This is a genomic window from Streptomyces sp. STR69 (genome assembly GCF_024519455.1).
Taxonomy (GTDB): Bacteria; Actinomycetota; Actinomycetes; order Streptomycetales; family Streptomycetaceae; genus Streptomyces.
Genome location: NZ_JALJRY010000013.1, coordinates 119,079 through 135,558, shown reverse-complemented (window position 1 = coordinate 135,558; position 16,480 = coordinate 119,079). Strand labels below are relative to the sequence as shown.

Annotated in this window: 14 protein-coding genes; 5 read left to right on the top strand and 9 right to left on the bottom strand. The window is 70.2% G+C overall.

Annotated elements, in window-relative coordinates:
• Positions 1 to 6: 6 nt before the first annotated feature.
• The 4 genes from OC490_RS24675 to OC490_RS24660 form a co-directional block, all read right to left on the bottom strand.
• Positions 7 to 744, bottom strand: coding sequence for an ABC transporter ATP-binding protein (locus tag OC490_RS24675; protein ID WP_262060170.1), 738 nt, complete (start codon positions 742 to 744; stop codon positions 7 to 9).
• The gene (locus tag OC490_RS24670) at positions 741 to 3,530 is read right to left on the bottom strand and encodes a branched-chain amino acid ABC transporter permease/ATP-binding protein (protein ID WP_262060169.1); all 2,790 of its coding nucleotides are present in this window, start codon (positions 3,528 to 3,530) and stop codon (positions 741 to 743) included. The genes OC490_RS24675 and OC490_RS24670 overlap by 4 nt, the downstream gene beginning before the upstream one ends.
• A gap of 45 nt (positions 3,531 to 3,575) precedes the next feature.
• A complete protein-coding gene (locus tag OC490_RS24665) occupies positions 3,576 to 4,850 on the bottom strand; it encodes an ABC transporter substrate-binding protein (protein ID WP_262060168.1) in 1,275 nt (424 codons plus the stop codon).
• Between the two features lie 380 nt (positions 4,851 to 5,230).
• Complete coding sequence (locus tag OC490_RS24660) at positions 5,231 to 5,698, bottom strand: hypothetical protein (RefSeq protein WP_262060167.1); 468 nt, start codon at positions 5,696 to 5,698, stop codon at positions 5,231 to 5,233.
• 147 nt (positions 5,699 to 5,845) lie between these two features.
• Here OC490_RS24660 and OC490_RS24655 point away from each other — a divergent pair, with 147 nt between their 5' ends.
• Complete coding sequence (locus tag OC490_RS24655) at positions 5,846 to 6,316, top strand: cupin domain-containing protein (RefSeq protein ID WP_262060166.1); 471 nt, start codon at positions 5,846 to 5,848, stop codon at positions 6,314 to 6,316.
• A gap of 63 nt (positions 6,317 to 6,379) precedes the next feature.
• On the opposite strand, the gene OC490_RS24650 is transcribed toward OC490_RS24655, so the two are convergent.
• A complete protein-coding gene (locus OC490_RS24650) occupies positions 6,380 to 7,807 on the bottom strand; it encodes an aromatic ring-hydroxylating oxygenase subunit alpha (protein ID WP_262060165.1) in 1,428 nt (475 codons plus the stop codon).
• A 58-nt stretch (positions 7,808 to 7,865) separates the two neighbouring features.
• Positions 7,866 to 8,168, bottom strand: a complete 303-nt coding sequence (locus OC490_RS24645; RefSeq protein WP_410098928.1) for a ferredoxin — start codon at positions 8,166 to 8,168, stop codon at positions 7,866 to 7,868.
• Between the two features lie 252 nt (positions 8,169 to 8,420).
• On the opposite strand from OC490_RS24645, the gene OC490_RS24640 reads away from it, so the two are divergent.
• Positions 8,421 to 9,404 carry an NAD(P)/FAD-dependent oxidoreductase gene (locus tag OC490_RS24640; RefSeq protein ID WP_262060163.1) on the top strand — a complete coding sequence of 328 codons (984 nt, stop codon included), beginning with the start codon at positions 8,421 to 8,423 and terminating at the stop codon, positions 9,402 to 9,404.
• A 63-nt stretch (positions 9,405 to 9,467) separates the two neighbouring features.
• Here OC490_RS24640 and OC490_RS24635 read toward each other — a convergent pair whose 3' ends face one another.
• Together OC490_RS24635 and OC490_RS24630 are read right to left on the bottom strand one after the other, a co-directional pair.
• The gene (locus OC490_RS24635) at positions 9,468 to 11,057 is read right to left on the bottom strand and encodes an FAD-dependent oxidoreductase (RefSeq protein WP_262060162.1); all 1,590 of its coding nucleotides are present in this window, start codon (positions 11,055 to 11,057) and stop codon (positions 9,468 to 9,470) included.
• Positions 11,058 to 11,089: 32 nt separating this feature from the next.
• Complete coding sequence (locus OC490_RS24630; protein ID WP_262060161.1) at positions 11,090 to 11,608, bottom strand: VOC family protein; 519 nt, start codon at positions 11,606 to 11,608, stop codon at positions 11,090 to 11,092.
• A gap of 169 nt (positions 11,609 to 11,777) precedes the next feature.
• Between OC490_RS24630 and OC490_RS24625 the strand changes: the two genes are divergently transcribed.
• Positions 11,778 to 12,245, top strand: coding sequence for a hypothetical protein (locus OC490_RS24625; protein ID WP_262060160.1), 468 nt, complete (start codon positions 11,778 to 11,780; stop codon positions 12,243 to 12,245).
• A 5-nt stretch (positions 12,246 to 12,250) separates the two neighbouring features.
• Here OC490_RS24625 and OC490_RS24620 read toward each other — a convergent pair whose 3' ends face one another.
• Positions 12,251 to 13,153: a LysR family transcriptional regulator gene (locus OC490_RS24620; protein ID WP_262060159.1), complete on the bottom strand. Its 903-nt coding sequence runs from the start codon at positions 13,151 to 13,153 to the stop codon at positions 12,251 to 12,253.
• Between the two features lie 175 nt (positions 13,154 to 13,328).
• On the opposite strand from OC490_RS24620, the gene OC490_RS24615 reads away from it, so the two are divergent.
• Together OC490_RS24615 and OC490_RS24610 are read left to right on the top strand one after the other, a co-directional pair.
• Positions 13,329 to 14,267, top strand: a complete 939-nt coding sequence (locus tag OC490_RS24615) for a family 2A encapsulin nanocompartment shell protein (protein ID WP_262060158.1) — start codon at positions 13,329 to 13,331, stop codon at positions 14,265 to 14,267.
• 2 nt (positions 14,268 to 14,269) lie between these two features.
• Positions 14,270 to 16,219 (top strand): family 2A encapsulin nanocompartment cargo protein cysteine desulfurase, encoded by a 1,950-nt coding sequence (locus OC490_RS24610; RefSeq protein WP_262060157.1) that lies wholly within the window; start codon positions 14,270 to 14,272, stop codon positions 16,217 to 16,219.
• The last annotated feature ends 261 nt before the right edge of the window (positions 16,220 to 16,480 follow it).

Here is a 16,480-nt window from a genome sequence, read left to right as displayed (position 1 = left end):
ATCCGGTCACGGGACGGGATCCGGATCCGGTGACCGCTCGCCGAGATAGGCGCGTTCCAGCAGGCCGGGGTCGGCCGCGAGCCGGTCGGCGGAGTCGCTCAGCACGGTTTCGCCGTGCACCAGGACCGCCGCCCGGTCCGCCACGTCGAGGGCCAGCCGGACGTGCTGCTCGACCAGTACGACGGCCGCGCCGGTGTCCTCGGCGATCCGCCGTACCACCGGCAGCAGTTCCTCGACGATCACCGGCGCCAGCCCCATGCTCAGCTCGTCGACGAGCAGCACCCGCGGATCCTGGATCATGGCCCGGCCCAGGGCCAGCATCTGCTGCTCCCCGCCGGAGAGCAGGCCGGCCGCGACCTTCAGCCGTTTCCCCAGTGCAGGAAAGAAGTCGAGCACCTGGTCCACGGTGCTGCCCTGCCGCCGTCGTGCGAGCGTCAGGTTGTCCCGCACGGTCAACTGCGTGAACAGAGCGCGGTCGTCGGGCACGAGGACCAGTCCCCGTCGGGCTGCCTCGCGCGCCCGGCCGCCACGGATCTCCCGGCCGTCGAGGGCCACCGTCCCGCCCAGTCGCGGCTGCAGACCGGCGAGCGTCGTCAACAGGGTTGTCTTTCCCGCCCCGTTGGGCCCGAGAAGGGCCAAGACCTCACCGGGCAGCAGCTTCAGGTCGAAGGCGCGCACCACTGGTCGCCCCTTCGTGTAGCCCGCGTCCACGCCCTCGCACATCAGCAGCTCCGGCCCGGTCACTGGACGACCTCCCCCCGCACCTGGTCCGTATCGCTCTGCGCCGCGCCGAGGTAGGCGGTGGCGACGCGTGGATCCGCCTTGATCTCGGCGGGAGTTCCGTCCGCGATGACCTTTCCGATGTCCAGCACGACGATCCGGTCGCACACGTCGAGCACCAGCCCCATGTCGTGGTCGATCAGCAGCACGGTCACACCGTCGGCCCGCACGGCCCGCAGCCGGTCGCCCAGCCACCGGCTCTCGGAACTGTCGAGACCGGCCGCGGGCTCGTCCAGCAGCAGCATCCGGGGGCGGCCCGCCAGGGCGCGCGCGATGGACACCAACTGCCGCCTGCCCTGGGAGAGTTCGCGGGCCGGCTGGGCCCGGAACCGGCTCAGGTGCAGCGTCTCGAACAATCGGTTGCGCAGCTCCGGCCCCTGCACGGAACCGACATGGTCGCCGCCGTGCCGGGCCGCGGCCTCCCCGACCAGCACGTTCTCCTCCACGCTGAGATCCTCGTAGAGCTCGATGCCCTGGAAGGTGCGGCCGAGGCCCGCCCGGCCGCGCTGATGCGGCTTCAGGGACGAGATCTCCCGGCCGTCGAACTCCACTGTTCCCGTGCTGCGGTGGTATCCGCTGATGGCGTCGAGCAGGGTGGTCTTCCCGGCACCGTTCGGCCCGATCACGCCGACGATCTCGCCCGAACGCACCTCGAAGGAGACCGAGTCGACGGCCACCACACCGCCGTAGCGCACCCCGACCTCGCGCACCGCGAGCACCACCTCGCCCGGTTCGGGAACCGGGCGACGGGCGGCCGGTGCCGAACCGGTCAGCGCGTCGGCGTCCTGCTCGTCCACGGTGTCGACGGCTGCCGGGTGGCGTGCGCGCCGGACTCGCGCCGCCAGTTCGTGCGCCGGGCCGACGACGCCCTCGGGGTTGGTGATCACGGTGAGGACGAGTCCGACGCCCATGATCACGTCGTACCACTCGCCGAGGGACAGGGCCCGGTCCAGCAGGACGGGCAGCAGGCCGCCGGCTCCCATGACACCGGCCACGATGCCGCCGGACAGGGCGGTGACACCTGCCAGATAGGCGGTGGCGAACAGGCCGAGGCCGCCGATCGCGGTGAACATCTCGGCGTCCGCGACGGTCTGTTGGTAGCCCAGGAGGGCGCCGCCGAGCCCGGCGACGAACGCGCCGATCGCGAAGGCGACGATCTTCGTGCGGGCGACGTCGATGCCGGCAGCCGCGGCCGACCGTTCGTTGGCACGCACGGCGAGCATCGCGGCGCCGAGCCTGCTGCGCCGCAGCCACGCCACGCCCAGGCCCACCAGCAACAGCACCACCAGACACAGCAGCGCGAAGGGCAGCCGTGGATAGTCCTCGCCGGAGCCGATGCCCAGGTCGAGGCCGAACAGGTGCGGCGAGGGGATCTTGGAGCCGCCGAGGCCGCCGTTGAGTTCGGGGTTGCGGAACCAGAAGGCCTCCAGTGCCACCGCCAGCGCGACCGTGACCACCGCCGCCGGAAGACCGCGGATCCGCAGCGCGGGAAGCCCGATCACGACCCCGATCACCATCGCCGCCAGGGCCGCCAGCAGTGGGGCGAACGGAAAGGGTATACCCCATCCCGCACTCAGCCTGCTCAGGCTGAACGCGCCGACTCCGGCCAGCGTCAGCTGCGCCAGCGAGATCTGCCCGGCGAACCCGGTGACGACCACCAGCGACAGCGAGATCACCGCCAGGGTCAGCGAGGTGATCACGGCGGCGCGAATGCTGCCGTGGGTGGCCAGGAGCACGACGACACCCAGGGCCGTACTCACGACGGCCGGGACCAGCACACGGTCCGGGCGCGGTGCCCGGCCGAGCGCCTGCTGGATCAGCGAGCCACGGGTGGGAAGCGGACGCCCGCGCACCACCAGGTAGGCCAGGATGACGGCCAGCGGCACCAGTTGGGCCAGACCGGTCTGGGGCAGCCACGACCATTTCCCCTGCAGGAACTGCACCTCGGACTGGAGCATCCCGATGACCAGCCCGGCTCCCACGGCCGGGATCAGCGCGGTGAAGTTGCCGACCAGCGCCGCCGCGAGGGCCGGGACGATGAACAGCGTGTAGGACACCGGGACCAGCGGCACGATCGGCGCGATCAGGATGCCGGACAGGCCGGCGATGGCCGAGCTGAGCGCCCAGTTCGCCACCGCGATCCGCTCCGGCGACAACCCGCTGACCAGCGCGCCCTTCTCCGACTCCGCCACCGCCCGGGCCGCCAGACCGAACCGGGTCAGCCGGAACACCAGCGCCAGCACGACGGTCAGTACGACGATGACGGCTGCGAACCACAGCCGGTCGCCCGGGATGAGCGAACCGCCCCAGGACACCGGGTCGTTGGGCAGGATGGCCTTCACCGACACCGCACCCGTACCCACGCCCGCGGCCAGCACGGCCTGGATCACCAGCATCACCCCGATCGAGGCGACGGCCTTCGCCACCGGCGGTGCGGTGCGCAACGGCCGGAAGACCAGCCCGTACAGCACCACCCCCAACAGGGCCGCCAGCACAAGGGAGATGACCACCGCCGGGAAGAGACCGAGCGGTCCGCCGAGCCCGACCTTCTTCGGCACACCCGGCAGCGGCACCAGCAACTCACCTTGGCGCAGGAACGCGTAGGTGTACGCGCTGTACAACGCGATCGCCCCGGTGGCGAAGTTGACCACCCCGGAACCGCGGTAGGTGAGCACCAGTGCCAGCGCGAGGGCGCCGAACACCGCCCCACTGCCCAGCCCCAGCAACAGAAACACGACGTACTGGCTCATCGGCGAGACCGTCCCTCCCGGTTGCTCCGACCACCGCTGCTTCGACTAGCGCGCGAACAACGAGCTGGGATCGACGACCCGCAACTGCCCCAACTTGCCGTCGGACACCGTGCCGGTGACCTCCTTCGCCGAGCAGGCCGCGGGCAGTCCGGGTACCGCTTTGGAGTCGCAGCTGAAGGTGATGCCGTGGCCGGCCGGCAGTACGACGTCCTTCGCCGTGCGCAGCGCCGCCGTGATCGTCTTCGCCGAGACCGTGCCGGTCAGTCCGTGCAGGGCGCGCACCAGGCCCAGCACGCCCTGGTAGCCGACCGCCGCGTAGCCCTGGGTGGGGGTGTCGGGGCTGTACTCCTTCATCACCTGCCGGAAGAGCTGGGCCTCCGGGTCGTTGCCGGCGACGTCGAAACTGCTGAAGACCTGGACGCCGTCCATGCCCGCGCCCACCGCCTGTACGACCTCCGGGGACACGCACGACTGGACGGTCATCCGGGCGATGCCGGCGCCGAGGGTGCCCATGGCCTGGAGCACGGAGGTGCACACGGTCGGATCCGCCACGACGGCGACGGCGTCGGGCTTGTTCCGCAGCGCGGCGCTCACCTGCGGAGACGCGTCCGGGGTGCCCGCGGCCACCGTCACGACCTGGAGGCCGATACCCGCCCTGGCGAAGACGGGCTTGCCGATGGCCTCGATCCCGCTGACCGCGGCCGGTGCGTCGATCACGAACGCGGCGACCTTCTTGTACCCCTTCTCCTTCGCGTACGCGGCCATCGACGTCATGGTCGTCGGGAAACCGCCCGTCCAGGAGAAGGCGTTGGGCGTGGTGCCCTCGGAGTTGCTCGCGGCGATGGCGGTCGCCCAGGGAATGCCGGCCTTCGTCACGATCGGCACCATCGAGTCACCCAGACCGCTGCTGGTCAGGACCACCGCGTCGACCTTCTGCTCGACCATCTGGTTCGCGCAGTCCCGGGCCGTCGCCGGTTCCTCCTTCGTCTTGCAGACCGTGAGTTCGACGGGCCTGCCCGCGATCCCGCCGAGGTTGGCGTTGGCGTACTTCATGGCAGCCTGGGCGGCTTCCCTGGTCTCGGGCTGGCTGATGGCGGAGCCGCCCTCGTTGGTGATGAGGCCGATCCTGACCGGTGCGCCGGTGGCCTTCTTCCCGGGGAAGGCGCTCGCCAGTGCGGCCGGGACTTTCGTGCTGTCCGCGGCGGTGGTGGCGCCGTCACCGCCGCTGCCGCAGCCCGCGAGCAGGAGCGTGGCCGACACCAGCGCGACCGACGCGCGTGACCTGGGTGAGGAAATGGCTCGTCCGACCGACTCGATCATGTCTGCGTCCCAACGTGTCGGCGAGTGCCCGGCACTCGCTGCGATCAGCGACCGGCGGCGCCGTGCGGCGGCGCTGCCGTCCGAGAAAGTGAAGAGAGAGCCGCGAGTGGAGGTCGAACGGCACGAGGGCCGGGCGCCGCGGCAGACCATGCCGGCCGGCGTGCCGAGGGCTTGCCGAGGACTTCACGACCGGCGACGAGACGGACCCTGCTCCGATGCGGGGAGAGGGACAGCCGATCCCCGCAAGGACCAGCCGCAAGCAAGAAGAGTATACGTAATTGCGTCACGCTGGAATGGGTCGTACGGGACTTGTCCATGCAGTCGGCCCCTCTTCCGGCATCACGCCTGGAATGAGGGGCCGAAATATGCGGGTGGGCTGGTCAGTGGCCGCGGTGCACCCAGCCCGCGTCGTGCCAGTACGTCTCAAGGTTCTCCATCGGCTCGGGCCAGGTCTCGACGTAGGTGACGCCCTCCGGTCCGGCCGTCATGAGATAGGGGGTTCCGGCCTCGCTGATCCAGAACTCGCCCGGACCGATGGTCCGGCTGCCCTCTTCCCCGTCCTTGCCCCAGTCGACGTGGAACTCACCGCCGAAGACGATGATCAACTCGTCGAGGTTGTGATGGTGGCGGGGGACCGCGAAGTTCGCTGCGCACCGCAGGCCGTTCAGATTGAACGACGGGTCCACCTTCGTCGACCACCACATGTTCCCTTTGAAGGTCTGCTCCATGTCGACCGGCGCATCGGCCAGGAGACCGCCCTCGCTCCACAGATACGTGGGAGCGGACTGGTCGACCGGCAGCTCGATCCAGCCCTCGTCCGACAGCAGATTGAAGAACTCGATTCCCATGCCCCGATACTGGGGACCGGGGTCTGGCGTGTCATGCGTGAATCCCGTTGGCCGGGACCGGAGCCGGGATCGCAGCCCCCGGCGGGCGGGTCCCGATGAGCGGAACCTTCCGACGACACCGTGTCCGGCCGTGCGTACGGTCGCCGCGTGACTCTTACATTCGGTGATCTGGTGGAAGACGCGGACTGGGTTCCCATGGGCCTGGAGCAGCAGGGCCATCCGCAGTACTTCTGGAACGACGGCGGTCTGCTGCGGGACGCGCCCGTGGACTTCGCGGCGACGTTCGACGGCGCGATGTGGGTGACCACGAAGCCGATCGACATACCGCGCTTCAACCGCAACCCGCTGCGCGTGCGCCCGAACTTCACGGTGCCCCGGCACCACCACAACGTCGACGAGATGCTCTTCGTCTTCGCCGGTGAGTACCACATCGAGCACTACGAGTCGGGCGAGCCGCAGACCGTGCGGGTGGGTCCGGGGGACGTGTTCCTCAGCCGGGCCGGCACGCCGTACACGATGACGGCGGGACCCGAGGGTGTCACCTACATCGAGACCTGGCCCAAGCCGGTGCGGGAGTTGGAGACGTACTGGCACGACGTCGGCTGGGTCCGGCGGTAGGTCGCCGACACGATCGTGTCCCGGCTCCTGGGAGCCGGGACCACGGATCGGACGTCGGACGGGTCAGTCCGTCCAGAGGAACCGGTCGGCGACGCGGTGATGGTTGTAGATGGTCATCTCCTGGTCCTCGCTCAGCCGGTGGCCGTCGAAGCTGGGGGAGTGCATGCCCACGGTCACCTCCTTGGCGTTCATCAGGTCCTGGGTGAAGATCTCGCCGAGGTCGGCCTCACGGAAGTCCTCGAAGAACTGGGGCTGGAAGTCCCGCTTCTTGTCGTAGTCGGCGACGGGGACCTGGTCCAGGCTGAAGATCTCGAAGATGCAGCTGTCCGGGTCGAGTCCGTCGGGCCGCGCCCGGTAGCCGAACACCGAACCCTGGTTGGGCAGCAGGATCGTGTTCGGGAACACGTTCCACGCCGTACCGGCCTCCGCCCACTGCTGGGGCGTGATCTCCGGCCAGTCGTAGCCCTCGGCGAGCGACAACTCCTTGTACAGCTGGAGGTAGTACTGACCGGCGGTCATCCCCTCCGGCACGTCCGCCGTCTTCAGCGCCTCGGCTGCCCGCCAGCTCCGCTCGTTCTCCAGACCGCGCATGTCGTCGGCGATGTACTGCACGCTCAGCGCGACGCTCAGCCGCTCGTCGGTCACGCCCCCCGTGCCCCGGTTGGCCGGGTCCTTGGCGGTGTCCTTCTTCTTCGGGCCGACACTCGAATAGTGCGCGTGCCGCTCGTACACGGTCGTCGGCGCCCACATCCGGTTCTCGAGTTCCTTCATCGAGGCGATGTTGGTGTTCGACTTGTCGAAGCGGTACAGCTGCGGATGCGTCCCCGCCACGTGATAGGCCTCGAGGAACCCGTCCAGCGCCGTCTTCCAATTGCACGGCAGCAGCACGCTCTTGTGCCACCGGTACCGCATGTTCTCGAACTGGAACGGCGCGAAGATCCGCGGTATCGGGTCGAGGTATTCGAGCAGCGGTTTCGCGTCCGGGTCCATGTTGATGAACACGAACCCGCCCCACTGCTCCGCCCGCACCTGCACCAGACCGAGGTCGTCGTCCGAACGCGGCACGAACTCCTCACGGTCCAGCACCAGCCTGATCGAACCGTCCAGGTTCCAACGCCAGCCGTGGAACGGGCAGATGAGCGAACCGACCCGGCCCCGGCCGCGCGCCAGCCGCGTACCGCGATGCCGGCACGCGTTGAAATAGGCCCGGACCGAGTCCTTGCCCTCCCGCACGACCAGGATCGAATGACCACCGATCTCGTACTCGACGAAACAGCCGACACCCGGCAGTTCCTCCAGCCGGCAGGCCATCAGCCAGGCCCGCGTGAACACCTTCTCCAGCTCCAGCTTGAGGAACTCGGGGTCCAGATAACGGGCCTTGGGCACGAACGCACGCGAAAGCCGGTACTTCTCCGGGACCTTCTCGGCCGGCACATCACCCTCGAACCACGGGACACGACGGTCCACTTGGGGCTCAACCACGGCAGACACCGATCACCACTCCTCCACTCGACATACGTGTACGGCTCCAGCGGGCCGCAAGGTGAGATCAGCCGGCGTCGGGCCCGGCGACCTCGGCCCCGTCGGCGCGCCGCACCACGTGGATGCAGTTGCCAGGGCACTCGTCGGCGGCGTCGATCACGTCCAGGCGCAGCCGCTCCGACACATCGGCCTGTGCGCCCTCCGGCGTCAGCAACTCCCCGTCGGGGGCGTCCTTGACGTAGGCCAGCCCGTCGTCGCCGAACTCGAAGACATCGGGGGCGTACTGGGTGCACAGACCGTCACCCGTGCACAGCTTCTGATCGATCCACACCCGCACCTCATCGCTCACGGGCCCTGCCTCCTCGTCCACGAAAAGCTCCCAGCACCACAGGGCGAACGGGCGTCGGCCCGTCGTCGCGGTGGCGGTGAGAACGACTCTCCACGCGGCGCCCCGGACCGTCCACCGACCGTCCCATCAACCGGGACCGGCGCCGACGCCCCTGGTCGGACGCCTCCTACACTCGACCGGCCGACGCGGGGGCGACGTGCGTCACCGCCGCCCACCGCCCGCCTCACGGCCGTCGCCGGAGCACCCCGCCCACCACACCCAGGAGGCCGGCCCGTGGCCGAGACCGTGACCACAGACATCCTCATCGTCGGCGCCGGCCCGATCGGGCTCTACGGCGCCTACTGCGCGGGCTTCCGCGGGCTGCGGACCGTCCTGGTCGACGCGCTGCCGCAGTGCGGCGGCCAGATCACCGCGCTCTACCCGGAGAAGGAGATCCGTGACATCGCCGCCGTCCCCGGCACCCGTGGCCGCGACGTCGTCACCGCCCTCAAGGACCAGGCCGACGCCTTCGACCCGACGTATCTCCTGGGCCGCCAGGCGGTCGGCCTCGCCCGCTCGCCCGAGGGGCGCCCGCAGGTCACCCTCTCCGACGGCGTCACGGTCGACGCCGGAGCGGTCGTACTGACCGCCGGGATCGGCACGTTCACCCCGCGGACCCTCCCGGCCGGCGAGGAGTTCCTCGACCGGGGACTGAGCTACTTCGTCCCCGACCCGGCCGAACACACCGACCGTGACGTCCTCGTCGTCGGCGGCGGGGACAGCGCCGTCGACTGGGCCCTCGCCCTGCACCCGGTGGCCCGCTCGGTGACCCTCGTCCACCGCCGCGGCACGTTCCGGGCGCACGCGGCGAGCGTCCGCGAACTGCACGAGTGCGGGGTCGGTATCGTCACCAACGCCCAGGTGGAGACCCTGGTCGGCGACGACCGGCTGCGCCAGGCGCACTTGAGGGTCGACGGGGAGACCGAGCCCCGGGTCCTGAAGGTGGACGCGGTCGTGGCCGCGCTCGGCTTCGTCAGCAACCTCGGACCCCTGGCCGACTGGGGCGTCGCACTGGAGCGGCGCACGATCGTCGTCGACACCAGGATGCGCACCACGGTCGAGCGGATCTACGCCGCCGGTGACGTCACCGCGTACCCCGGCAAGGTCCGCCTGATGTCGGTCGGCTTCGGGGAGGTCGCGACCGCGGTCAACAACGCGGCCGTCGCCCTGGACCCCGCGTTGTCCCTGTTCCCCGGGCACTCCACCGAGTCCGCCTGAACACGCCGCAACTCCCGCCCGAAGAGACCGTCTTCGGGCGGGAGTTGAGCGTATTCCTCGTGCCTATCGGCTCTCGTCGGCCATGTCGACGGCGGCGATGTAGGAGAACGCCATCGACGAACCCACGGGGCCGCCCGCGCCCGGGTAGATCCGGCCGGACATCGGCGCCATCGTGTTCCCGGACGCGTACAGACCGGTGATCACCGAGCCGTCGGGGCGCAGCACGCGCGCGTGGTCGTCGGTCTTGAGACCGCCCTTGGTGCCCAGGTCGGACAGCACGATCGAGGCCGCGTAGAACGGCGCCTTGTCGATCACCCCGAGACAGGGGTTGGGCCCGTCGGTGTGGGACCCCGCCATGTGCGTGATCATCAGGTCCCAGGGATCCTCACCGCGACCGAACTCCTCGTCCTTGCCGCCCCGGGCATAGCCGTTGAACCGCTCGACGCTCTCGGTGAGCGCGCCAGGAGGCACCGCGATCAGCTCCGCCAGCTCCTCCAGCGAGTCGGCCCGCTTCAACACACCGGCGGCCAGGAACTTCTCGACGTCGAACCAGCCAGGAACCTGCGGCGCGACCGGCAGCCCGGCGAACGCCCTCCTGTTGTCGAGCTGGCGCTGGTCGAACACCCAGTGCGTCGGCAGGTGCGACACGCCCGACGACCTGTGCGCCTTGAGCATCTCGTGGCCGGCGCGGTCGTAGGGGAGACGCTCGTTCATGTAGCGCTGTCCCGCCGCGTTGACCCAAATACCGCTCCAGACCGACGTGTAGAACACCGGGCGGGTGTCGGGCACGACGAGTCCGGGTGCGTACCACGACTCGTCGAGCAGGTCGGTCGCGGCGCCGATGTCCATGCCCGCGACGAGGGCGTCGCCGGTGTTGCCAGGGCAGCCCTGGGTCCACTCGTCGGTGACTCCGGGCTGGAACCGCTCACGCAGCGGGCCGTTCCGCTCGTAGCCGCCGGCCGCGAGCAGTACGCCCCGGCGGGCGCGGAACGTCACCGGCTCGCCCTCGCTCAGGGCCTCGACGCCGACGACCGTGCCGTCCTCGACGAGGAGACGCGACATCCCGGTGTTCGTGCGCACGGTGCCGTTGCCGGTCTCCATGAAGGCCAGCAGCGCCCGGCCGATCAGGGCCTGCCCGCCGATCATCCTCGGGCCGACCTCGACACCCCAGCGTTCCGTCCACAGCGGCCTGCGCACCAGCGGTTCCAGCGCGCCGAGTTCGGACCGGTCGAGGTCCGGGGGGAAGACGGTACGCCCCTGCGGCAGACTCCCCGGCCGTCCCGCGAAGTAGTCGGGCACGCCCTGCCAGACGAACTGGCCGAACCGTGGATTCCGCTCCAACTCGTCGATCAGGACGGGCCCCGCCTCCAGGAAGGCCTCCCGCAACGAGGCCGGCGAGTCGTCGCCGACGATCGCGTCGAGATAGGGACGCGCGACATCGGGACCGTCCTCGATCCCGGCGCGTTGCTCGGCCGCGTTGCCGGGCAGCCAGATCCCGGCGCCCGAATAGGCCGTGGTCCCGCCGACGTACTCCGTCTTCTCGATGACCAGCGTACGGAGCCCGCGGGAGGCCGCCGCGTACGCGCCGACGAGCCCCGCGCCCGAACCGACGACGATGACGTCGTAGGAATCGGCTGTGCCTTCGTCGCTCATGACGTTTCCTCTCCCGATCCCGAATGCCCTTGTCACCGGCCCGCGTTGGACGCGGCCTCAAGGTGGGCGAACCCCTGGGCGGATGCCTCGTCCAGCTCCATGACCTCGACGTAGTGGCCCAGTTCGGCCGTCATGTCGAGGTAGCCGAAACGGATGCCACCGCTGTCCCCGAACTGCTTCCAGGTCCTGCCGCTCGCGGCGACGATCGCGGTCGCCTCGTCGAAGTCGTCGACGCGGAAGCCCAGATGATGCAGCGTCGCCGGTTCCCCGGGCCGGACGGCGCCGCGATAGAGGTCGACCGCGCCGCCGACCGGGCGGATGATCTCCAGGTTGGTCGGCCCGGCGTTGACCAGCGCCACATCGATGACCCACTCGTCGGCGGGCGCACCGTCCACCACCACGAAGGGGGTGCGCGGGGCGTCGGCACCGACGGGCGGCAGGCCACCGCCCAGCGACGACTTGAAGTGCTTGACGGATCGCACGGTCCCGAGCCTCGATTCGAGGAAGGTGGCCGCCGCGTCGATGTCGTCCGTCACGTATCCGAGCTGCATGAAATTACGGAAGAGGTCACTCAACGACCGCACTCGGCACCCCCTGCTCTGGCTGGCCCGGCGGACCACGGGCATCGACTGTCCACCCGCCGAATACGGTCGTCCACCGGATGTCCCACCAGCCGGAATCGGCGGCGCCGGCGCGGACCCCGCGTGGCACGATGCGGCGATGACCACATCCAGCGCGGGGGCGGCCCAACTGCCCGTGGACCGGGCGTCGATCGAGCACCGGCTCATCACCGTGCGCAAGTCGGTCGGGCAACTCGACGGGCTCGGAGCGCTGGACAGCGCCCGCCTGGCCGCCGATCCGGGAGCCGGGCTCGTGATCGAACGCATTCTGGCGCTCTTGTACGACCTGGCCGCCGCCGTCAACCGCGAGGTGTCGACAGCGGTACTGGGCGGACAACCGACGTCACCGGCCGCCTCGTTCGGCGCGGCCGAGAAGGCCGGAATGATCGACGCCGAACTGGCAGGCGCCCTCGCACCGGCGGACGGCCCGCACCACGTCCTCGTACAGCTGTGTCTGGACACCGAACCCGAGCAGGTCCCCGCGATCGTGGATGCCGCGCGGTCCGGATACCGGGAGTACGTACGGCAGGTGACCGACTGGATCACCGCTGATCCAGGGCAGGACTGAGCCGGTCAGGACGGCCATTCCGGTTCGGTGACGGTCGCGGCGAGCGCGTCGAGGAGCACTTGGGCGGGCTGGGACGCGGGCGGCTTGCCGTAGACGGCGGCCACGACCTGGCGGCGCATCCCGGCGATGCGGTGGAGGCTGACCCCGGGGTGCCGGTTGGCGAGGAGGGTGAGGCCCGGCAGCAGGCTCACACCGAGCCCGGCCGCGACGAGTGCCTGCACGGCGACATAGTCGTCGGTCTCGAACTCGACCACCGGCTCGAACCCCGCCCGCCCGCAGGCCGCGACGAGATGCTCGCGGCAGCGTTCGCACCCGGCGATCCAGCGCGCGTCGGCATAGGTGGCCAGCTCCGCCCGGGGTTTGTCCCAGCACCGATCCGCCGGGGTGACCACGTACAACGGCTCGTCGAGCAGCGGTGTCATCGTGGTGTCGCGGCGATCGCGCTGGGGCGGATCGCCGTGCTCGAAGATCAGCGCCACGTCCACGTCGTTGTTGCGCAGGGAGTTGAGCGCGTCGGGCGGTTCGGCCTCCCGCAGGGTCAGCTCGATCGCGGGATGCTCGGCGGACAAGCGGGCGGCGGCGAGCGGCACCAGGGTGGCCAACGCCGAGGGAAACGCGGCCAGCCGGACCCGACCGGTGCGCAGCCCGGCCAGCTCGTCCAGTTCCGCGTGCACCGACTCGACCTGCGCCAGGATCGACTCGGCCCGGTCCACCAGCAGCCGGCCGGCCTCCGTGAGCCGGATACCGCGCCCCATCCGCTGCAACAGCGGCACGCCGACCTCGGCCTCCAGCTTGGCGAGTTGATGACTCACCGACGGTTGGGCGTAGTGCAGTGCCTCGGCGGCTGCCGTGATCGAACCCTCCCGGGCGACGGCGACCAGGACGCGCAACCGACTCAAGTCGATCATTTGTGAATCATAGTCCGCGTCGATGACAGCCTCGAAAACACGCATTGGACCATTACCGGGCTGACTGCGACGGTGAATCGATAGTGGGTGCGAGAGATCCATGCCGCACACGTCCCCGTCGGCGATCTCACCCCTCACGCGTGCCCGGATCCCGGGCGCCGAAAGGAGATGGCGCATGACCACGGCTGTGAATCCACCGTCGCGATCGATGTCGGTGAGCGACAGCGCGGCGCGAACCCTCGCGAACGCCACCAAGACCGTTCCCCAGATGAGCTCCATCACGCCTCGCTGGCTGGTGCATCTGATGTCCTGGGTTCCGGTCGAGGCCGGCATCTACCGGGTGAACAAGGTCGTTCACCCCGAGTCGGTGCGCATCGAGTGCGACAACTACGACGAGTCGCCGCTCCCGGACACCTTCGTCGACTACGAACGCGAGCCCCGCGAGTACCGGCTCAAGGCCGTCCAGACCGTCCTGGACCTCCACACCCGGATCTCCGACCTGTACTCCAGCCCGCACAACCAGACCGCACAGCAACTGCGGCTGACCATCGAGGCGGTGAAGGAACACCAGGAGGGCGAGCTGATCAACAGCCCGGAGTACGGGATGCTGGCCAGCGTGGCGGATACCCAGCGGATCTCCACCATGGCGGGCCCGCCGACCCCGGACGACCTCGACGCCCTCATCACGAAGGTGTGGAAGCAGCCGGCCTTCTTCCTCACCCACCCCGAGGGGATCGCCGCGTTCGGCAGGGAGTGCACCCGGCGAGGCGTACCGCCGGCCACGGTCAGCATGTTCGGCTCGCAGTTCCTCACCTGGCGCGGCCTGCCGATCATCCCGTCGGACAAGGTCCCGCTGGAGAACGGCAGGACCAAGTTCATCCTGCTGCGCACCGGTGAGTCGCGCCAGGGCGTGGTCGGACTGTTCCAGCCCGGGCTCTCGGGCGAGCAGGGGATGGGCCTGTCGGTGCGGTTCATGCAGATCGACCGCAGCGCGATCGCCTCCTACCTGATCTCCCTGTACTGCTCGCTGGCGGTCCTCACCGAGGACGCGCTCGCCGTGCTCGACGACGTCGATGTGGACAAGTTCCATGACTACGCGCCGAGTTACCGGTAGCCATGACCACGCCCTCAACCACCGGTAACGAAGCCGCCCCGGCGTGGCTGCCGGACGAGGAGACGCTGAGCCGGATGGCCGGGGAGTTCTTCCGAGCACTCCCCGGGCAGTCGGCGGACCCGGAGACCCCGGTCCTCGACGGCCCGACGCAGTGGCCGACGCCGACGGGCCCGCCGACGGCGGACCCGTCCGCCCCGGTCCCTACGGCGGAGTCCGCTCCGCCGGTCTCCACGGGCCTGCCGGCCGCAGCCCCCTCCGCGCCGGTGCCGACCGCCACGCCCGGCGCGAACCCGGCCCCTCCGCTGCCGACCGGCCTCCCGTCCATGGACCCGCCGCCCCCGGCACCGACCGCCGGAATGAGCCCACCGTCCGGGCCGCCACCGACCAGTGCCCCCGCCACGTTCATGGCGAACCCCCATGCGGTGGGTGCGCCCGGCGGCGCCGGACCCATCCCGGAGACACCGGCCCCGCCGGTACCTCCGGGGCCGCCGACCGCCCCCTCACCGACCGCACCGGCCCGCCTCCCGGACCCCGGGCCGTACTACTTCCTCACCGAGGCCGCCGGGTACCCCGCCCAGGCACCGGAGCTCCCCGGCTTCGGGCACCTCGGGCTGCCGCCCCTGCCCGAGGCGATGGCACCGACAGCGACGACCGCGCCGTACTACTTCGTCCAGGAACCCGACGTATCCGGCGCCCCGTCGGTCCTGCCGCTCGACCCGCACCCGGCCTTCGACGTGCAGGCGGTGCGCCGGGACTTCCCGATCCTGTCCGAACTGGTCAACGGGCGTCCGCTGATCTGGCTGGACAACGCGGCGACCACGCAGAAGCCGCAGGCGGTGATCGACCGGCTGGCGGAGTTCTACTCCCGGGAGAACTCCAACATCCACCGGGCGGCGCACGAGTTGGCCGCCCGGGCGACGGACGCCTACGAGGGCGCCAGAAAGACCGTCGCCCGGTTCATCGGGGCGGGTTCCGCCGAGGGGATCGTGTTCGTCCGGGGCACCACCGAGGCGATCAACCTGGTCGCCAAGGCATGGGGTCCGGCGCACATCGGCGCGGGCGACGAGATCGTGCTCTCCCACCTGGAGCACCACGCCAACATCGTGCCCTGGCAGATGCTCGCGGAACAGACCGGTGCGGTGATCAAGGTGATCCCGGTCGACGACGACGGACAGCTGCTACTCGACCGGTACACCGCGCTTCTGTCCGACCGCACCAAGCTCGTCGCGGTCACCCAGATGTCGAACGCGCTCGGCACCGTCGTACCGGTCGAGCAGATCATCGAGCTCGGGCACCGGGCCGGGGCACGCGTCCTGGTCGACGCGGCCCAGTCCGTCCCGCACCTGCCGATCGACGTCAGGGCTCTCGACGCCGACTTCCTGGTCTTCTCCGGGCACAAGCTGTTCGGACCGACCGGGATCGGCGTGCTCTACGGCAAACGGGAGGTCCTGGAGGACATGCCTCCGTGGGAGGGCGGCGGCAACATGATCACCGACGTCACCTTCGAGAAGTCCACCTTCCAGCCGCCACCGGGCCGTTTCGAGGCCGGCACCGGCAACATCGCCGACGCGGTGGGGCTGGCCACGGCCATCGACTACGTCGAGCGCATCGGCCTGCCGAACATCGCCGCCTACGAACACACCCTGGTCGAGCACGCCACCGAAGGTCTGCGGTGCGTACCCGGACTGCGGTTGGTCGGCACGGCTCCGAACAAGGCGAGCATCGTGTCGTTCGTCCTGGACGGCTACGAGCCGGCCGAGGTGGGCACCGCGCTCAACGAGGAAGGAATCGCGGTGCGTTCGGGCCATCACTGCGCGCAGCCGATCCTGCGCCGGTACGGCCTGGAGGCCACCGTGCGGCCGTCGTTCGCCTTCTACAACACGCATGGAGAGGTGGACACGCTGATCGCGGCGGTCCAACGGCTCGCGGATCGTCGCGGCGGGCGGCGCTAGCGCGCATGCGCTCGCCTCACCAGTACGGCGGAGACCTGCCAGAGGTCTCCGCCGTACCGGCACGTCCTGGGGCGAACTGCCAGCCCTCCCGGGGCAGTTCCGTCGGCTCGCTGTGCGGATACCGCCGTCGGGTGAGTCGTGCGGTACGAGCTCCTTGCTCGCTGACGGGGGAGGACCTGGTGCTCGTCCAGCGGGAGAGCGGCAGGGACCGGACGGGCCCGTCCACGATGAACTCGGCTGTCGTCAGGCCGCGTACGGGCT

Coding starts and splice junctions, on each gene's coding strand:
- OC490_RS24670 (WP_262060169.1), bottom strand. CDS start 3,530: ATGAGCCAGTACGTCGTGTTTCTGTTGCTGGGGCTGGGCAGTGGGGCG.
- OC490_RS24665 (WP_262060168.1), bottom strand. CDS start 4,850: ATGATCGAGTCGGTCGGACGAGCCATTTCCTCACCCAGGTCACGCGCG.
- OC490_RS24660 (WP_262060167.1), bottom strand. CDS start 5,698: ATGGGAATCGAGTTCTTCAATCTGCTGTCGGACGAGGGCTGGATCGAG.
- OC490_RS24635 (WP_262060162.1), bottom strand. CDS start 11,057: ATGAGCGACGAAGGCACAGCCGATTCCTACGACGTCATCGTCGTCGGT.
- OC490_RS24630 (WP_262060161.1), bottom strand. CDS start 11,608: ATGCAGCTCGGATACGTGACGGACGACATCGACGCGGCGGCCACCTTC.
- OC490_RS24625 (WP_262060160.1), top strand. CDS start 11,778: ATGACCACATCCAGCGCGGGGGCGGCCCAACTGCCCGTGGACCGGGCG.
- OC490_RS24620 (WP_262060159.1), bottom strand. CDS start 13,153: ATGATCGACTTGAGTCGGTTGCGCGTCCTGGTCGCCGTCGCCCGGGAG.
- OC490_RS24615 (WP_262060158.1), top strand. CDS start 13,329: ATGACCACGGCTGTGAATCCACCGTCGCGATCGATGTCGGTGAGCGAC.
- OC490_RS24610 (WP_262060157.1), top strand. CDS start 14,270: ATGACCACGCCCTCAACCACCGGTAACGAAGCCGCCCCGGCGTGGCTG.